This window comes from Lactobacillus sp. UMNPBX17 (assembly GCF_002553735.1).
Classification (GTDB): Bacteria; Bacillota; Bacilli; order Lactobacillales; family Lactobacillaceae; genus Lactobacillus; species Lactobacillus gallinarum.
Window position 1 is genome coordinate 16,651 of the sequence record NZ_PCYT01000015.1, and the last position, 18,795, is coordinate 35,445.

Consider the following 18,795-nt stretch of genomic DNA (forward strand, 5'->3'; position numbering starts at 1 on the left):
GACAGTATTCCGATTCGGTAGTTATTTGCTAACTCCCACGTCTTCTAGTTTGATCGGTCAACTTTATACATTTAAGCTTGTCGATCAACTCAGATCACCTATTATAATACGCAATCAGATTAGGTTTGTCAATAATATTGAATGCGCTATCTATTGTGATGTTTGCTCAAATTATCGCGTTGCATCTTCTTTAATTTTTGATAAATTAGCTTATACCTTTCTTCGACTTTAGAATTTCCTTTCGGGGTAAAGTAACTTGCAGTCAGAAGATTGTCTGGCAAGTATTGTTGGGCGACCCAATCATTTTCAAAATCATGAGGGTAAATATAATTAACTCCATGACCTAACTTTTTAGCACCAGCATAATGCGCATCCTTTAAATTAGCGGGAATAGAGCCAATATTTTTGTTTTTAACGTCATCAATTGCTCGATCTATGGCAGTAATAGCACTATTGCTTTTAGGAGAAAGAGTCAGCTCAATGACGGCATTAGCGAGCGGAATACGCGCCTCTGGAAAGCCCAGCGTTTGAGCAGCTTGAATAGCTAATATAGCATGTTCTGCAGCGCTAGGATTGGCTAGTCCCACATCTTCGTAAGCAATGACGGAGAGACGCCGACAAATTGAAATTAAGTCGCCAGACTCGATTAATCTTGCCAAGTAATGCAATGCTGCGTCTGTATCTGAACCGCGAATTGATTTTTGAAAAGCAGATACCAAATCATAGTGTCCGTCCCCAGAAGAATCAAAATTCTGCACCTTCATTTGAATAGAATCAGCCATTTCTTGCTGAGTAATTACAATAGAGTCTGTATCTTGATGATTATCTTTTAATTCTTGTTTGGTAGACAAAACCGCAAGTTCCAATGAATTTAAAGTAGATCTCAAATCTCCATTGCCTTTTTCGATTAAAAGGGCACGTGCATCATCCGTCAGCTCAACATGATAATTGCCTAAGCCATTTTCTTTATCCGTTAAAGCGCGGTCAATAGCATTCGATGCATCTTGAGCAGATAAAGGCTTTAGCTCAAAAATTTGGCAACGTGAACGAATAGCAGGGGAAATTGAAATATATGGATTCTCCGTTGTAGCCCCAATTAAAATGACTTGTCCTGACTCAAGCAAAGGCAATAAAAAGTCTTGTTTTGTCTTATCGAGTCTGTGAATTTCATCTAATAATAAAATGACGGTGCCACTCATTTTCCCTTCTGCGGCTACTTGCTGTAATTGCTTCTTTCCGTCAGTAGCTGCGTTCAACTTTCGAAAAGCATATTTAGTAGAACCAGCGATAGCACTCGCAATACTGGTCTTGCCAATGCCAGGAGGGCCATAAAGAATCATTGATGATAGAAGACGAGCCTCAACCATTCGGCGAATAATTTTACCAGATCCAATTAGATGTTGCTGTCCGACAACTTGATCAAGAGTCTGTGGACGCATACGATAAGCTAATGGTTTCATTATTTTTCTCCGTGAAAAAGTTTATGCCAAAAGCTTTCTTTCTTTTTAGGCGCTTCTAATTCAGTTTTTGGCAACTCAGGAGCATAGACTTGTCCAATTTTAATTCTTTGACGATTAATAGCATTTTTGGAGACTACTAAAACAGCAGAATCTTCGGGTCCAGTTTTTGCAGTTTCATTGTTAACTAATGTAAATGGAATATTTTTCTTGCTGCAGGCTGCCTCGACATCACCTAGAAAACCATCATCAGTAATATTGCCGTTAATCAAAATAGTGTAGCCTTTAAAATCATCAATGTGTTGTAAGAAAAGACTAGTGAGTTTGGAATCTTTTACTTCAGCATTATTCATGCGTACATACACACGCTCACGCAGTGAACCTAAATATCGCCGGCGTTCATCCGGTTTAGTCTGTGGGGTTATTCCTTGCGCAGCTTGTTCTACGCGCTTACTTAAATCATCACTCATAAAATCATCCTTTCTTTATTACTATTAATTGTAACAAAAAAACCTTCCCCGATATTGGGAAAGGTTTTTGACAAAATAAGATGTAAAAATTAAAGTAACTTGTTGTACCATTCAACAACGAGTGATTCATCAATTTCTGGTTCCATTTCGTCACGTTCTGGTAAACGTACAAGAGTACCTTCCATCTTGTTGTCGTCAAATGAAACGAATGATGGACGTGCAGTAACTGCGTCTAAGGCATCCTTAACTTGTTGTAAGTTCTTTGACTTTTCCTTCAAGCCAACAGTTTGACCAACGCTGACTTCGTATGAAGGAATGTCAACACGCTTGCCATCAACAGTGATGTGACCGTGGTTAACTAATTGTCTAGCTTGTTCTCTAGTAGTAGCTAAACCGAGACGGTAAACAATACTGTCCAAACGACGTTCAAGCAAAATCATGAAGTTGGTACCGTGTTCACCTTCACGGATCTTACCAGCGCGAGTGAACAAAGTTCTAAATTGACGTTCGTTCAAACCGTACATCCAACGTAACTTTTGCTTTTCATGTAATTGTTGGCCATATTCTGACAAACGACCACGGCTGTTAGGACCGTGTTGACCTGGAGCGTAGTTACGACGTGCGATTTCCTTACCAGTACCTGAAAGTGAGATACCTAATCTTCTTGAACGTTTCCAACTTGGACCTGTATATCTTGACATAAAAATCCTCCATAAAATTTAAAATAATAATTTCTGGAGTAAAATATTACAAATAAGTTCAACATTCGTGCATCTTGGATTTACATTTTCGCCCAATGCAGCGCGGGTTACTCGTTCACTTAAGCGTTTCAAGATGTTGACGTTCTTGTCACTTATTGCTGCAAATATTTTACACGAATAGTATTATATAGAGTTCAGAATAATAAATCAAGAAATACATCAGCTTTTGCACATCTTTAGGCTATGTTTTGTTATAATTATTGTAGTTTTGGAGGATAAACAATGTCATCAATTCAAACTATTATTATTGTCGCCGTTGTAATCCTTATTATTGTAGTCGTTGCTTTAATGTTGCTCATTAATCGTAAGCAGTTGCGAGAAGTCGAGGTAATCGATGCAGCTCTTAATGAAATCGAAGAGATGCACCTTGAAGATGATATCAAACGACTGAATAAAATGGATTTGGCGGGCGAAAGTCTAACCACATTAAATACTTGGCGTAAGAGTTATAAAGAAGCTTCAACTAAAAAATTGCCACGCGTAAAGAAGTTAGTTGAAGAAGCGGCAAATGAAAATGCAACTTACAAACTTTTTAAAGCCAGAAAGAAAATAAAAGAAGCACAGCAAATAATTAAACCGGCTTTAGAAGATGCTCGCAATACTAAGGCAGTGTTTACTGAATTGCTTGAATCCAATAAAGAAAATCAAATTCAGTATGATGCTTTAATTAAAGTCTATCGTGAATTGAGAAAAGACGTTTTAGCTAATTCATTTGAATATGGTACAGCAATTGATCAAATTGAAGATCAACTTGCTTCAATGGAGAGCGATTTTGAAGAAGCTAAGAATCTTTCATCTCAAGGAGATCACGTAGAGGCTAAGCGAGTTTTATCTAAGATTCGCATGTCTTTAGCAGCTTTACAAAAACAACTGCCTAAAATCAAAGATGGCTATCATCAATTAGAAGTAGTTTTCCAAGATCAGCTTAAGGAATTATCTAATGTTTATAAGAAGATGATTTCAGAAAAGTACTATATTACTAAGGTTGATGTTTTAAGCAGAATTAAAGACATTCATGATCAGATTGATAGTGCTCGTAAACTATTGGCAGAACTAAAAGTCGATGAATTAGCTAACGAAAATAAAAAGATATCTAGTGAAATCGATGGCCTTTATGACATTTTAGCTAAGGAATATAAAGCTCGTCCTTTTGTCGAAAAGAATCAAAGCAAGATGCTAGCTTTAATTTCTCACCAGCAAACGGCATCTAAAAAGTTAGTTGAGAAATTGCAACATATTGATGAGAGTTATGAATTAACTCATGGCGAACTTGAAAAAAGCAAAGAGCTTGAAAAAGAAGTTAATAACATGAATCGCCAATATACAGTTGATACGCAAAATATAGCTGATGGCAAGGGCGTCTATTCTGCAATTCAAGATTCATGGTTAGAAATGTTAGATCGCTTGCGTGAGATTGATGCTGAGCAAATTAAAATGTCGACAGATGTTGATGGCCTATACGATTCAGAAAATGTTGCTAATGATTCAATTAAGCACTTTAAGCAAGAGGTTTCATTAGTTTATCGCCGTCTTGAAAGACGTAGTTTGCCAGGGAATCCAGATAGCTTTATTCAAATGTATACTTTAGTCGTTAACGAAATTGGTCATGTTAGTGATGAATTAAGTCAAGTCAGAATTAATATGGAAAAGATTTCTAACGAATTAATTCAAATTTCTGATGATGTTGAACGACTTAAGCGTGAAGCAGACGATATTATCAATTCTGCTAACTTAGTTGAGTTAACGATGCAGTATTCAAATAAATATGCTGATAAGGATACGATTAAGCAAGCACAAAAGAAGTCGATGCAACTTTACGATGAATATAATTATAAGGAAGCATTGGATACCATTGCTACTGCAATTGAAAAAGTAGAACCAGGTAGCTATCAACGACTTGAAAATGCATATTATTCTGAACAAAAAGAATAAATAATTGAAGCTTTTCATTATTTAAGCTAAAATCTAATAGTCACTAAACGGTCAAGTAGTTGACCGTTTTTTATTAGGGGAGTTTTGAACGTGATTTATTTTGATAATAGTGCAACAACAAAAATAGATCCTCAAGTTTTAGATACCTACAATAAGGTAGCAACTAATATTTGGGGCAATCCTTCAAGTTTGCATAAGATGGGTGACCGTGCGCATCAAATGCTTGAAGCTTCACGCAAACAAATTGCAGACTTGTTGGGCGTTAAACAACATGAGATTTTCTTTACCTCAGGTGGTACAGAATCAAATAATACTGCAATTAAAGGAACAGCAATTCAAAAGCGTGAATTTGGTAAGCATATTATTACTTCCAGCGTAGAACATGCTTCTGTGGCTAATAGCTTTAATGCTTTAGAAAATTTGGGTTGGCGCGTTACACGTTTGCCAGTTGATAAAGAGGGTAGAGTTAATGTCAACGATTTGAGAAATGCCATTGACTCAGATACTACTCTGGTTTCAATCATGGGTGTTAATAATGAGATCGGCACGATTCAACCAATTGATGAAATCAGTGATTTGCTTGAAAATTATCCAACTATTCAATTCCATGTTGATAATGTTCAAGCTTTAGGTAAGAATATTTGGGATAAGGTCTTTACGCCACGAGTTGACCTATCAAGTTTATCAGCACATAAATTCCATGCACCACGAGGCATTGGTATCCTTTACAAAAAAGAAGGCAAAATGCTTACTCCACTTCATGATGGAGGTGGCCAAGAAAAGGGACTTCGTTCCGGTACCGAAAACTTACCAGCTATCGCAGGTATGGCTAAGGCTATTCGGTTGCTTTTAGAAAACGAACCTGAAAAGGCAAGCCGTGAAGCAGCAATTAAGGCTAAGATCGTTGACTATTTGAAAGATAAACCAGGTATCGATATCTTTTCACCAGTAAGCGACGGTTTTGCACCACACATTCTTTGCTTTGCATTAGAAGGAATTCGCGGTGAAACCTTAGTTCATACTTTAGAAGATCAAGACATTTATACCTCAACTACTTCTGCTTGTGCATCAAAGACTGCAGATGAAGCCAGCACCTTGGTTTCTATGCGAATTGATGATAAGATTGCTACTAGCGCAATTCGTTTGAGTTTTGATGAAACAAATACGCTTGAGCAGGCAGATGAGTTTATCAAGGTCTTTGATAAGATTTATAATCATTTTGCTAAAATTAATCACTTGGGAGAAAATTAATGGAATATACAGAAGTTATGGTCCGTTACGGGGAACTCTCAACTAAGGGAAAGAACAGAAAGGACTTCATCAATCGTTTAGCTAGCAACGTTGAAAAGGTCTTAAAAGATTTCCCTCAGATTGACTTCCATCCTCGTCACGACCGGATGCATATTGTTTTAAATGGCGCACCTTTTGCGGAAGTAGATAAGCGCTTGAAGAAAGTGTTTGGTATTCAAACCTATTCACCAGCTATTAAGATTCCTAAAACTTTAGAAGATATTGAAAAGACTTCTTTAGAATTAATGCAGGAAACTTTTAAGCCGGGCATGACCTTTAAGGTTAATACTAAGCGTAGTGATCACAAGTTTGAATATGATACTAATCAACTTAATAACTTGGTTGGTGATTACTTATTTGATCATATCGATCACTTGAAGGCTGAAATGAAGCACCCTGATTTAGTACTTAGAATCGAAGTGCGTCAAGATGCCGTTTATATTTCTAACCAATTGCTTCATGGTATTGGCGGGATGCCTGTTGGTACTGCTGGCAAGGCCGTAATGATGCTTAGTGGTGGTATTGATTCACCAGTTGCTTCATACCTTGCAATGAAGCGTGGAGTTGATATCGAAATGGTGCACTTCTTTAGTCCTCCTTACACTACTGAAAAGGCTTTGGCTAAGGCTAAGGAATTGACTGGTATTTTGGCAAATTATGCAGGTAAGATTAACTTTATCGCTGTGCCATTTGCTGAAATTCAGGAAACTATTAAGGAAAAATTGCCAGAAGGTTACTTGATGACTGTGCAACGTCGTTTCATGTTGCAACTTGCAGACCGTATTCGTGCTAAGCGCGGTGGTCTGGCAATCTTTAACGGTGAATCTGTTGGTCAAGTTGCTTCACAGACTTTGCAATCAATGGTTGCTATTAACGATGTGACAACTACACCAGTTATTCGTCCAGTTGCTACAATGGATAAGACTGAAATTATTAAATTGGCAGAAGATATTGGTACTTTTGATCTTTCAATTCAACCATTTGAAGATTGTTGTACTATCTTTGCTCCACCACGTCCTAAGACTAAGCCAAAGCTTGATAAGGCTCGTGAATATGAAGCTCGTCTTGATGTTGAAGGCTTGATTCAAAGAGCGATGGACGGAATTGAAGTAATGCCAATTTATCCAAACGAAAAATTTATCAACGATAAGATCGAAGAAGATCAAGACTTGTTGTAAAAAGTTATGCCGACAGAATGATCTGTTGGCATTTTTTGTATAAAAGGAAAAATAATGGGGATTGGAAAATTACTAAGAGAAAGTAGATTGGCAGCTGGACTTACTCAAACTGAAATGGTAGCAGGAGTTGTTTCAGAATCGTTTTATTCAAAAGTTGAACGTGGGATTCATAGTATTGATGCTGATACCTTAATTGAAATTTTGAAAGCAAATCATATTAATCCAGTTCAATTCTTCTCCAAAACGCTGGATGGTCCAATCCAGGAATCACCGCATAAAAAGAGTCTACAGGATGCTAGCTTTATGGCGAATAAAATAGCAAATAGTGCTAATAAACGAGATTTAGAGAAACTAGGTCAACTAAAAAAGGAGATTGATCAAGCTGAAGAACAAGGTAAACCATATTATATTTGGATCCCTTATATATTGGAGTTAATGACTGCCTGGATAACTCATTCAACTGATGATATATCAGAACCGGTTAAAAAGAAGATACAACATTTATCTAAAGGAAATAATTGGGGATTCCTCAACTATGAATATTTAGGGATGGCTTTTATTGCCCTAACTCCAGAACAAGTACTCAATTTTTCTCATACTGCTTATCAAAGCTATGTAAAAAATTCAGAAAACATCTTAAGTTATACAAATACAGTTGGAATTGCTAATTTAGTGATTGATTTCTTAATGTATGCGTATATACACAATTTTAATAAAGAATTATGCGCAGAAACATTTGCTTTTTTTGATAAAAATATTCCATATGAAGCAAGCTTTTATCAACATAGAGTAATAGTCAGACTTTATAAGACCTTGTTTGATAATGATACTGAGAAAGTAGATTTCTATACCCGCTTGTTGGAGGAAGATAATTTTACTTTTTGTTTGCAGAATGTACCAGTTGCTAAAAAGGATGGTTCTCATGCGCATTGATAAATATTTAGCTAATATGAACGTCGGCTCTAGAAAAGGAGTGCACGTTTTAATTAAAAAAGGCATTATCACTGTAAATGGTGATGTGGTAAAAACACCGAAACAGCAGGTTAAGGAATCCGATGAAGTATTGGTAGATGGACAAGAGGTTAATTATCAAAAATATCATTATTTTTTGATGAACAAGCCCAAGGGCGTACTTTCGGCAACTGAAGACCGTAGTCAAAGAACAGTAATTTCATTGCTCAAGCCGCAGGATCAATATCAAGGAATTACGCCAGTAGGGCGACTAGATAAAGATACAACTGGCTTGCTTTTGCTTACTAATGATGGCCAACTAAATCATGAATTGCTTGCTCCCAATAAGCACGTTGATAAGATTTACCGCGCGAAAATTGCAGGCGTAGCTGATGACGAAACTGTGAAAACTTTTGCTAGTGGAATGACTTTAGGGGATGGAACTAAGCTTAAGCCAGCAGAGTTGAAGATTCTGGCGCAGGATGAAGAACATGATAGTTCTGAAATTGAAATCAAAATTCGTGAAGGAAAATATCATCAGATTAAGCGCATGTTTGGTGCGGTAGGGATGAAAGTGGTTGAACTTGAACGAATTTCGATGGGAAATTTGAAATTGCCGGAAGATTTAAAGCGCGGTAATTATATTGAATTGAGCTTAGATGAAGTAAACAAAATTAAATAGGACGGAATAAATAGATGACAATCGGTGAAGCATTAAAAAGCCGGCGTTTGCATGCGGGAATGAGTCAGACAGAAATGGCGGCAGGAATTGTAAGTGAATCTTTTTATTCTAAAGTTGAACGTGGTGTGCATGCAATTGATGCAGAAACTTTAATTAAAATTTTGTCGGTTCATCATTTTGATGTTACTGGATTTTTTGCACAAATTAATAATCAGTCGTCTACTGGACCTTTTTTTGAATTAACTAGTGAGATTACTTTTGCTCAAAATAGAAGAGATGTAAAAGCGCTGGATAAAATTAAGCGAAAAATTGAAAATGGTGAGGTACAGGCTCCGTTATGGCTTAAATTCAAGTTGGAATTAGCTTATGCTTGGGCCTTACGCTCAAATGATCAAATTTCTCCTGAAATGAAGAAAAAAATAAAGAAACTGGTTTTGAATGAAAATTGGGATCGGACATCTTATCATTTTTTGAGTCAAGCAGTAATTTTCCTGGATGTTGATGATTCAAAGCAGTTAGTAGAGGCTGCTTATGCTGCATATCGTAAACATCCAGCTACCGATACCTTTACTTTGCAGTTTATGGCTTTTATTACGATAAATTATTTGAATTGTTGCTATTATCAACATGCTAATAAGAGTTATACGGAAAGTACATTTAAGTTTTTGCAAGAATTGCCGGTAGATCCTGCAATTGGATTGGAAAAGTTGATAGGCAAGTTCTATCAAGCTGTTTTTAGTGGTGATGAACAGAAAGCCAGATCTTTAAAATCAATTATTCAAGACTGTGGTTATGCGTCAATAATTGATGATGTTGAAATTGATGAATAAATAATAATCGCATCCTTTAATCTTTTTTAGCTTGAGGGGTGTGATTTTTTTAATAAAAATAGTCGTTTTGGAAGATTTCGAGACTTTTATCTCAAGTGTTTATATATTAAAAATATGAAACAAATGAGGGAAAAAGTATGACTATTGGAGAACAGCTAAGAGAAATACGAGATTCCTTAAATTTAACGCAGACACAAATGTGCGCTGGCGTGGTAACAGAATCTTTTTATTCTCGAGTAGAAAATGGAAAAAGTGAAATTAATATTGATGACCTGTTAGCGATTTTGAAGCAAAATCATGTTTCTGTGCGTGATTTTTTTAGTGTGTTTGATCAGTCAATGCAACGCAAAATTCAATATCATTGTATTCGATCGGCTATTAATAATCGCAATGTAGCCTGGTTGAAAAAAGAACAGAAAGATGAGCCGATTTTTAAAGCAAAATTGACAGCAGTTATAGCTACTTTGACAAATAAGAAAGCTGATCTTTCTGATGATGCCCAGAGAAAAATAAAAAGCAATTTTGGAAGATTAGGTAAATGGGATGAAACTGCATTATGGAATTTGGCTAGTTTTATGTCTTTATACGATACAAGTGAGATAAAGATTTTAATTACAGATATCTATGAAAACAAAAATAGTATCAGTCTAAATGATTCTTTAACATTGGTTGCCTTGGTGAATGTAATGATGAGTTACTTGGGGCGTTCGTATCAAGAAAATGATCTCGGCTCAGTTTTGCAAACTATCCAGTTTATAAAAGAACTGCCAACGAATCCCGTTATTATGTTTCATAAATTGGTGACTATATACTATCAAGCTTTAATTAACCATGATCAGAAACGGTTAGATTTGATAACTAAAGTATTACAGAAGAACGGCTACGATAATTATCTAGCCTGGCTTCCATAAAGGTGATGAATATGAATATTGGTGAGAGATTACATCAAGTGCGAAACCTGCACGGATTGACGCAGGAACAAATGGTAGCGGGAATAATTAGTAAGTCGCAATATTGGCGAATAGAAAAAGAATCTAATGCAATTAGGGCTAGTAGTTTAATCAAAATCCTGAATCAAAATAAGATTTCGGTACTCAAATTTTTTAAAGATATTGATGATTCAGGAATTAAAAGAAGAGAGCTGCAAGATCTGGTTACTAATGCTTATTTTGCACGTGATTATAAAAAATTAGGGAAAATAAAAAAGCAGTCGACTAATTTGCAAATGAAGCGATTGATAGATTGGTTATTGGCTGAGCTTAAAGGTAAAAGTCAGGATTTTCCCGATGAAGATAAAAGAAAACTAAGATATAACGTTTGGCAAGTTGAAAGATGGAACGATGATATCTTGTGGTTTTTCTTTCATACCTTGTATTTGTATAAGTATTCCAATTTGGAAGGAATAATCAATGCGCTCATTTCAAAGTTTACTAAGAATGAGAAGATCGAGGATCGTCAGCTGCAGTTAATTGCCAGTATCGCCGTGCGTTATTTGAATATTTGTTATAAGCAGAATAACAGGTATGAGGCCAAAAAGGTAATCCGATTTTTGCGAAAGATACCAGATAAGATTGAATTTGGATTAGCAAAAATGATTGCAGATTATTATGAAGCTTTGCTAAATAAGAAAAAGGTAGATGCTGAAGAGATTTTGGATTTAATTAAGGCATGTGGTTATGAGAACTATTTGAGCTTAAATTAGGGAGATGAGATTAGTAGAAAATTAAATTTTTACTTTTTAATTTCAATTTTGCAGATTAGATTGTGCGATTGAAATTTCAAAATTAAGATAAAGTTGACAATATTTGTTATTTGTTTTTTTAATAAGTGGAGATATTAGGATGAATAAGAAGATTAAAGTAACAAGTGCTGCTGCCGCAGCGTTAGCTAGTTTAGTATTGGTAAATGCCAATGTGAATAATGAGGTTAAGGCTGATACTAAGGCGGTTAATGATACTAAGACTACTCAAAAAGCACAAACACCAGAAGAGGCTGCTAGGGCTAATGTTGCTAGTGCAAAAAAGAAAGTTGAGACTGAACAAGGCAACGTAGACAAAGCTCAAGGCGATTTGGATCAAGCTAAAAAAGATGCCGAAAAGCCAGACGCTGACTACAAAGCACAAAGTGACAAGGTCGATGGATTAAAGAAGACTGTTGACCAAAAGAATGAGGCATTGACTGACGCCAAAAATAAAGAAAAGGATGCCCAAGCTTTGGCTGATGAAGCTAAAGATCCAGCTAAGGTTAAGGATGCTATTACTAAGCAAGAAGGCGTAGTAAAGAACGCAAATAAGGCAAAGGCTGATGCAGATCAAGCAGTAAAAGATAAGCAAAAAGAAATTGATGATCTTGGCAAAGATGTTAAGACTGACACTCAAGATGTAAATGATAAGACTGCTGCTAAGAACAAAGCAGATCAAGCTGTTAAGGATGCTGAAGATGCTTTAAAAGGTACTGGTATTACTGAAGCTAAAAAAGAATTGGATGCTGCTAATGAAGCTGTCGCCAAGACTCAAAAGGCATTAAAGGAAGCCAATGATGCTATCAATCAAGCTAATGGTGATAAGACTGCAGCTCAAAAAGCTTTGGCTAAGGCGCAAACTGCACACGATACAGCTGTTACTAATCAAAAGATTGCTCATGCTCAAAAGGCATATGATGATGCAAAAGCTGCATCAGATGCAGCAGATAAGAATTTAGTTGGTAAGAAGGATGAAATTAAAAATATTAATGAAAATATTTCACGTTTAAACGTTTTAACTCAAAATAATATTAACGTTGGGGATGCTGATAAATATAAGAAAGCTTATGCTGATTATATTAGCAGTAATCCTAATTTTAGTGAAAGAGTATTACCAGAAGAAGATGCTAATTATTTAACTGTTATTCGTAATAATAATCACTTTATCGGTTCAAAGGAAGATAAAGATACTGTAGTAGATGTCAATAATCTTTCAGATGATCAAATTAAGGAATTATCATTATTTACTGCTGACCTATTAAATAAAGTAAGATCACAATTGGGTGAAAATAGTACTGATGAAGTGACTCCAGGTGCAATTGATTTTACTAAACAAATAATTAAAAAGGGTAAAGAGGACTATAAGAACGGTAACTGGGATGGTAATTGGCACGATGCAACAGGAATTAATGAACTATCTAAAGAGAATGGCTTAGATTATAATCCTCAGTCTGATAGTAATGTATGGCAAAACTATGAAGACAAAGCACCCTTCTATTCAGATGCTATTACAAATATGAACGATTTGAAGAGAAATATTTATAATAGTTTGAATTCGATGATTCTTGGTAATAAAGGATACAATAATAAGTCACAAGCTGATGCCAAAACTGATGGTGTATACGAAATGGCACATGCTGCAGGTTTATTAAATCTAATGGCTTATACAGAGGATGAAATTAATAGTACTAAGCAATTCACGGAATCTCTTGAGAATGATATTAAATCCGATAGAGAAATATTAGCTCATAATCCAGACGCTACAGTAATGGAGTCTGTTAACGGTGGTCCATTTCATAAGGTTCCATTGAAGCAAGTTGTTGAAGAAAATGAAAAAGATCTTTCAGAAGCTAAAGATGAAATTGCACAACTTGAAAAAGGAACATCATGTACAACTATAAATAATAAAAAGTATACGGTAACACTTGGTAAAGCTCAATATGTTGCAGTAATTCCTGCAGTGAGCGAAAGAAAATCTAATCTAATCGATGCGCATTTTATTAATATAGCTCCAAGTCAAATTCATTCTGGTGCTAAATTTGATAAAACAATTATTCCATCATATGCATCACAAATTAAAGAAGTAAATAGTAAATTAAATCAAGCAAATAATGAACTTCCTAGTTTGAAATCAGAGGCTGAGAGATTAGATGGCATTACAAGTGGAAAATTTACAGATTTAAATAATAAAAATAAAGCTGTTAAGGGTGCTCAAGATTCAATTGATAAAGCGAACAAAGATATTAAAAAAGCCAATGATGCTTTAGATACTGCCCAAAGAAAGAAGATTGCTCAGGAAGCACAACTTAAAAAAGATAAAAATGCTCAAAAAGATGCCCAAAAACATTACGATGATTTAACAGCTGATAATAATTTAGAAGCCGCTAAGAAGGCTCAAGAAAAAGCTAAGAATGCATTGTCAACTGCTAATAATACATTAACCAAAGCGAAAAACGCTCTTGATCAAGCTCAAAATGTAGATCTTCCAAAATTACAAAAAGTTGCTGATCAAAAAGCTAAAGATGCTACACAAGCTCAAACAAAGTTAGATCAATTAAAGCAACACGTTGAAGACTTAAAGAATGCAGCAACAATTTTAGCCAATGCTAAGAAAGCATTAACTGATGCTCAAACTGCATATGATACTGCTAAAAAGAATTATGACGATGCAAATGAAGTCTTAAACGGCGACTTAAAGACCAACAAAGATAAGGCTGACGCCAAAGTAGTCGCAGCACAAAAAGCATACGATGAAGCAGTTACTAAATTGCAAGCAGCTAAAGATGCACTTGCCAAGGCTCAACAAAAGTTGCAAGATATCTTGGATGCTGAATATGCTCAATCAATCATTACTTCAGGTCCAACAGAGACTAAGAAGACAGATAAGCAAGAACCTGTTAAGACCCCAGAAGCAACCCCGGAGACTAAGACTGATGACATTTCTACTACTCCTAAGAAGATCCGCTTAACTCACAATGCCTTTGTTTACAACAAGCACGGTAAATTGATCAGAAAAGGTTTGCACATTAAATGGATTAAGCGCGATAAGCTGGTTAAAGTTTTGAAGAATGCAAAGATCGTTAAGATTAATGGCAAGAAATACTACCAGATCGGCAGAAATAAGTTCGTTAAGGTAGCAAACTTTGAAATTACTACTCATGCAGTCCACTTCAAGGCTAGACTCAAGGGCAACAAGAAGGTCAGAGCTTACAATCGTTCAGGTAAGTTTAACAAGCATTACGCACGTCCAAACCACACTTATACCTTTAACGAAATGGCTAAGATCAATGGTAAGACCTACTACAAGATTGCTGGCACTAATAACTGGATTCCAGCTAAGAAGTTAGCTTTGAAGAAATAGTTGAATTTTAGCTAATAAAGCAAGGGAACATTAACCGAAATTGGTTAATGTTCTTTTTGTATATTTATTATGGTATCTATTTTAAATAAATTTGATTTGAATTTGTTTCCCCATTGAATGAGCAATTTCGGCTAATTTATCAAAAGTTACATTATCTCCTCGTTCAATTCGTGCAATAGTAGATTGTGGAACCCCCTGTTCGCTCAGCTGAATTGGTCTGCGTTAATCCTGCTTCTTCACGGGCTTTATATAGTGCAATCGCACTAGCAGATTTTTCTTTGTCAGCTTAAAATTCTTTTGCAAACTCAGAATTTTTTAATTCTTGATCTAAAATATCATTGATTTTCATAACGATCCCACCATTCTTTTTGTCCTTTTTAAGTTCCCTAATTATAGCATGTGAGAATAAAGTGCCGGATGAATTTGCTATACTATAAAAGAGTTATGACAATTATTTCTTCACGAAAGAGCATACTAAAATGACAACACAAGAAATCGAAAAACTCAAAAAAGTTGACGAAATCATGTTTAATCTTCAAGATTCTGTCGATCCTCTCAAAAAATTGTTGCAAGCGGGAAAGTTATTGAAAGAATTAAAACTGATTGATAATCCAACTGATACTGATGAAATCATTCAAGCTTATACTCAAAATGTGTATGAGCAATTAAACAAAATTATTGAACGCAAAAATGTTTCATTTAATCAAGCTACCTTAGATTATTTGCAAAAAGATCCCGACAATAATGAACCGGTAATTGTGCCAGCTAGAGAACATTTCAAAGAATATGCTTTAATTGTGTTGCGCTTCAATGATCAATTGGCCGCTTGGCGTAATGAAATGGACGGCCAAGATTACCGTGTTTTAGCAGAAAACTTGGATCAGCATCGCACTAATATCCATAATTTCTGCTTATCTGATATTAAAATTTTGAATCGTCTAGCTGAAAAAAAGCAGCAAGTTCCATTTGCAGCAAGTTCAAAAGCAAATCCAGATCGCACAGATTACGGTCAAGCGATCGTAAAGTATTGCTGCGAACGAGTTAGCAAAATCATTACAAGTTATAAATAATGAAAGGTAGAGTTATTAATGACAATCGGAGAAGCATTAAAAAGTTTACGTTTGCATGCAGGGATGACCCAAACAGAAATGGCAGCTGGAATTATCTCAGAATCATTTTATTCTAAGGTAGAAAGAGATATTCATGAAATTGATGCGAATTTGTTGATCAGAATTTTATCAAAGCATCATTTTGATGTTGGAAGTTTTTTTAGCCAAGTTAATAATTCTGATAATACAACTGATCCTGATTTTGATTTGATGAATCAAATTAGTTTTGCTCAAAATCGCAAAGATCTGAAAAAGCTGGATGAAATTGCGGCCAAAATAGCAAATCGAGGAGGTACATGTCCGCCTAGTTTCTGGCTTAAGTTTAGACTAGAGAATGCCTATGCCTGGGTACTTCATTCAGACAAACGGATTAGTCCCGAACTGAAGAGAAAGGTAAAGGCAATCATCATGGATGAAGATTGGAACAGGACGGCTTATCATTATTTGAGTCAAGCTGTGATCTTTTTAGATATTGATGATGCCTATCAATTAGTTGATTCCGCATTTCGTTCATATGAGAAAAATCCGGCCACCGATACGTTCACTTTACAGTTTGTTGCGATAATTGCCGTTAATTTCTTGAATTGTTGTTTTCATAAGAATGCTAGTAAAAAATATACCGATCGCGCGATTCAATTTTTACGCGAATTGCCGGTTGATGGAGCTATTGGGATTAATAGTGTGCTCGGCACATATTATGAGGCGGTCTTTGACGGGGATGCCAAAACTGCGAAGGAAGTTATTGATGTCCTAAAAAAGAGTGGTTGTGTCTCGTTAATTGAAGATACTTTTAAAAAGTAGTGCAAACTGTCTAGGTCAAATTTAGGCAGTTTTTTCAATGCACACAAAAAATAAAATCTTTAATTTGGAAGATTTTATGATTAATTGCGTTTCTTTTAGTATCATAGAAATGTTTGTGCTTTAAATTAAGAAAAAGCCCGGTATTCAAAGATAGAAGTAGTATAAGTATCCTTTGTCACTTTGGATACTGAAAATAGGAAAATGAGTTTAGAGAATGAAAAAAATAATCTATTCAGAGAGTTTCATCCAATTAGTCAAATACGTTTTAATTGGAGGGTTAGGGCTAGTTGTTGACTTTGGAGTCTACACGATTTTGACGCATTTCAGGATGAATGTAGAAATTGCTAATATTATTTCCTCAACTTGCGGAATAATTAATAATTTCTTTTGGAATTCGTATACTAATTTCAAGGTACACGACCGACTTTTATTACGGTTCATTTCGTATTTTTTTGTCGGTCAAATCACCACTGTTTTTACCACAGTTTCCTTATTTATCTTTGTTACACAATTAGGTTACCCTCACTTAATCGTGAAGGCGGTAGCGACTTTTGTTGCTACACTAATTCAGTTTATTATTAATAAAATAATTACTTTTAGAAAAGTCGGGAAGTAGAATGAAAAAATTGTCAATTGTGGTGCCGTGCTATAACGAGCAGGAGTCATTACCCCTGTTTTATCCAGCGGTGCAAAAAGTATTGCATGATATGCCAGTCAAAGCCGAGTATTGGTTTGTCGATGATGGTTCTCGTGATCATACCTTGCAGGAGATGCAAAAGCTGCACCAAGAAAATGAAGCCGTACATTATATTTCTTTTTCAAGAAATTTTGGCAAAGAAGCAGCAATTTATGCAGGTCTTAAAGCTGCTAAGGGAGATTATGTAGTCTTAATGGACGTAGATCTACAAGATCCGCCTGAGTTTTTACCGAAAATGTACCGGCTGCTTGAATCTGGTGAGTATGATGCGGTAGGGTGTCGTCGAATTGATCGCACGGGGGAGAGTAAATTTAAATCATTTTTGAGCGATCAATTTTATAAGGTGATTAATAAAATGTCTAAAACCGAGATCGTTTCAGGTGAACGGGATTATCGCATGATGACACGACAGATGGTTAATGCCGTTTTGTCAATGCCTGAGTATAGTCGCTTTTCTAAGGGAATTTTTTCCTGGGTTGGTTTTAAAACTAAATATCTTGAATACCATAATGTAAAGCGTGTTGCTGGCGATACTGATTGGACGACCAAGAAGCTATTCAAGTATGCATTAAGTGGAATCGCCGACTTTTCACAAGCACCTTTAAATTTATCAGTTTGGATTGGGATAATTTCCTTTATATTGTCGATTGCTGGTATGCTTTTTGTCATTGTCAGAAAAATTATCAATCCAGGATCTAGTATCTTTGGTTGGGCTAGTTTGGTTTCCGTGATTTTATTAATTGGTGGTTTGCAGCTGCTTTGTATCGGAATTATTGGACGCTATATTGGTAAAATTTATTTACAAGTGAAGAATCGACCAATTTATATTATTAAGGAAAAAAAGTAAGAAAAGGGAAAATAAAAGTAGAAGTCAATATAAAAAAGATAGATTGGGATAAAGTAGGCTGGCGTGTTTGCCCTTATACCATTATTTTGCTTGTAATTTATATGATGATCAGGAGTCAAATTTTAACGCATTCAGTTCTTTTAACCAGCGATGCGTTGCTGCATTTCCAGAGACTCTACGATACGAGGAGGTGAAATCATGAAGAGAATGAGCAGCTTAGCCTATCATTTTGGCGTTAAGCTTCGCTTTTATCCTAGTTCTAAGCAAAAGAAAATCATTAAGTTGAACTATGATGCGCAACGCTTTGTCTACAACTCTTATGTAGGACGCAATCGAAGCAATTATCATGCTAAGCACTACTTAGCTGTTAGACAATATCAAGCAATGCCCTTTGCCTTTTCTATTCTTAATAATTATGAGACTAAGCTAGCAGAAGAAGTAGTCGCCAATAGCGAACTATTGGCTAAGCCTAAGAATATCCGCGATACTTATAGCTTTTTACGCGTTAAAGAAATTGATAGCCTCGCTATTGCCAACGCTATTCAGAACTACCAGAAAGCTTGGAGCAACTATCGCAAGATTGGTCATGGAATCCCAACTTTCCATAAAAAACGCAGCGACTGGTCATATCAGACCAACTGTCAATATCCTAAGCAAAAAGAAGCTTTTCTTGATAACGGGACAGCTA

At 35.7% G+C, this 18,795-nt stretch carries 18 protein-coding genes; 14 read left to right on the forward strand and 4 right to left on the reverse strand.

What is annotated here, in order from left to right:
* Window positions 1-146: 146 nt before the first annotated feature.
* The 3 genes from CP368_RS03915 to rpsD all read right to left on the reverse strand — a co-directional run bounded on the left by CP368_RS03915 (window position 147) and on the right by rpsD (window position 2,628).
* Window positions 147-1,460 carry a replication-associated recombination protein A gene (locus CP368_RS03915; protein WP_098044075.1) on the reverse strand — a complete coding sequence of 438 codons (1,314 nt, stop codon included), beginning with the start codon at window positions 1,458-1,460 and terminating at the stop codon, window positions 147-149.
* Window positions 1,460-1,927, reverse strand: coding sequence for a YueI family protein (locus CP368_RS03920; protein WP_098044076.1), 468 nt, complete (start codon window positions 1,925-1,927; stop codon window positions 1,460-1,462). Before CP368_RS03920 ends, CP368_RS03915 begins: the two co-directional genes overlap by 1 nt.
* Window positions 1,928-2,016: 89 nt before the next feature.
* Complete coding sequence (gene rpsD, locus CP368_RS03925) at window positions 2,017-2,628, reverse strand: 30S ribosomal protein S4 (protein ID WP_087175755.1); 612 nt, start codon at window positions 2,626-2,628, stop codon at window positions 2,017-2,019.
* Window positions 2,629-2,910: 282 nt separating this feature from the next.
* Between rpsD and ezrA the strand changes: the two genes are divergently transcribed.
* From ezrA to CP368_RS10710, 9 genes are all read left to right on the forward strand, one after another.
* The gene (ezrA, locus tag CP368_RS03930) at window positions 2,911-4,620 is read left to right on the forward strand and encodes a septation ring formation regulator EzrA (RefSeq protein WP_098036575.1); all 1,710 of its coding nucleotides are present in this window, start codon (window positions 2,911-2,913) and stop codon (window positions 4,618-4,620) included.
* Window positions 4,621-4,710: 90 nt separating this feature from the next.
* Window positions 4,711-5,871 (forward strand): cysteine desulfurase family protein, encoded by a 1,161-nt coding sequence (locus CP368_RS03935; protein ID WP_087175757.1) that lies wholly within the window; start codon window positions 4,711-4,713, stop codon window positions 5,869-5,871.
* Complete coding sequence (thiI, locus tag CP368_RS03940; RefSeq protein ID WP_054640514.1) at window positions 5,871-7,088, forward strand: tRNA uracil 4-sulfurtransferase ThiI; 1,218 nt, start codon at window positions 5,871-5,873, stop codon at window positions 7,086-7,088. The genes CP368_RS03935 and thiI overlap by 1 nt, the downstream gene beginning before the upstream one ends.
* Window positions 7,089-7,142: 54 nt before the next feature.
* Complete coding sequence (locus tag CP368_RS03945) at window positions 7,143-8,021, forward strand: helix-turn-helix domain-containing protein (RefSeq protein WP_098045770.1); 879 nt, start codon at window positions 7,143-7,145, stop codon at window positions 8,019-8,021.
* The gene (locus tag CP368_RS03950; protein WP_087363663.1) at window positions 8,011-8,721 is read left to right on the forward strand and encodes a pseudouridine synthase; all 711 of its coding nucleotides are present in this window, start codon (window positions 8,011-8,013) and stop codon (window positions 8,719-8,721) included. The genes CP368_RS03945 and CP368_RS03950 overlap by 11 nt, the downstream gene beginning before the upstream one ends.
* A gap of 14 nt (window positions 8,722-8,735) precedes the next feature.
* A complete protein-coding gene (locus CP368_RS03955; RefSeq protein WP_098045771.1) occupies window positions 8,736-9,551 on the forward strand; it encodes a helix-turn-helix domain-containing protein in 816 nt (271 codons plus the stop codon).
* Window positions 9,552-9,688: 137 nt separating this feature from the next.
* On the forward strand, window positions 9,689-10,462 hold the full coding sequence (locus tag CP368_RS03960) for a helix-turn-helix domain-containing protein (RefSeq protein WP_098045772.1): 774 nt from the start codon (window positions 9,689-9,691) through the stop codon (window positions 10,460-10,462).
* Between the two features lie 11 nt (window positions 10,463-10,473).
* Window positions 10,474-11,253, forward strand: a complete 780-nt coding sequence (locus CP368_RS03965) for a helix-turn-helix domain-containing protein (RefSeq protein WP_098036579.1) — start codon at window positions 10,474-10,476, stop codon at window positions 11,251-11,253.
* 139 nt (window positions 11,254-11,392) lie between these two features.
* Window positions 11,393-14,653 (forward strand): SEC10/PgrA surface exclusion domain-containing protein, encoded by a 3,261-nt coding sequence (locus CP368_RS10710; RefSeq protein WP_158227421.1) that lies wholly within the window; start codon window positions 11,393-11,395, stop codon window positions 14,651-14,653.
* An 81-nt stretch (window positions 14,654-14,734) separates the two neighbouring features.
* Here the strand turns inward: CP368_RS10710 and CP368_RS11020 are convergent, their stop codons facing one another.
* Window positions 14,735-14,866, reverse strand: a complete 132-nt coding sequence (locus CP368_RS11020) for a helix-turn-helix domain-containing protein (RefSeq protein ID WP_369822622.1) — start codon at window positions 14,864-14,866, stop codon at window positions 14,735-14,737.
* Between the two features lie 266 nt (window positions 14,867-15,132).
* Here CP368_RS11020 and CP368_RS03980 point away from each other — a divergent pair, with 266 nt between their 5' ends.
* The 5 genes from CP368_RS03980 to CP368_RS04000 all read left to right on the forward strand — a co-directional run.
* Window positions 15,133-15,723, forward strand: a complete 591-nt coding sequence (locus CP368_RS03980; protein ID WP_098045774.1) for a DUF3232 domain-containing protein — start codon at window positions 15,133-15,135, stop codon at window positions 15,721-15,723.
* A gap of 18 nt (window positions 15,724-15,741) precedes the next feature.
* Window positions 15,742-16,563 (forward strand): helix-turn-helix domain-containing protein, encoded by an 822-nt coding sequence (locus CP368_RS03985; protein ID WP_098044084.1) that lies wholly within the window; start codon window positions 15,742-15,744, stop codon window positions 16,561-16,563.
* Window positions 16,564-16,777: 214 nt separating this feature from the next.
* Window positions 16,778-17,179 (forward strand): GtrA family protein, encoded by a 402-nt coding sequence (locus tag CP368_RS03990; protein WP_087235789.1) that lies wholly within the window; start codon window positions 16,778-16,780, stop codon window positions 17,177-17,179.
* Window position 17,180: 1 nt separating this feature from the next.
* Window positions 17,181-18,107: a glycosyltransferase family 2 protein gene (locus CP368_RS03995; protein ID WP_098044085.1), complete on the forward strand. Its 927-nt coding sequence runs from the start codon at window positions 17,181-17,183 to the stop codon at window positions 18,105-18,107.
* A 198-nt stretch (window positions 18,108-18,305) separates the two neighbouring features.
* A partial coding sequence (locus CP368_RS04000) for a helix-turn-helix domain-containing protein (RefSeq protein WP_158227422.1) occupies window positions 18,306-18,795 on the forward strand: 490 nt, incomplete at its 3' end.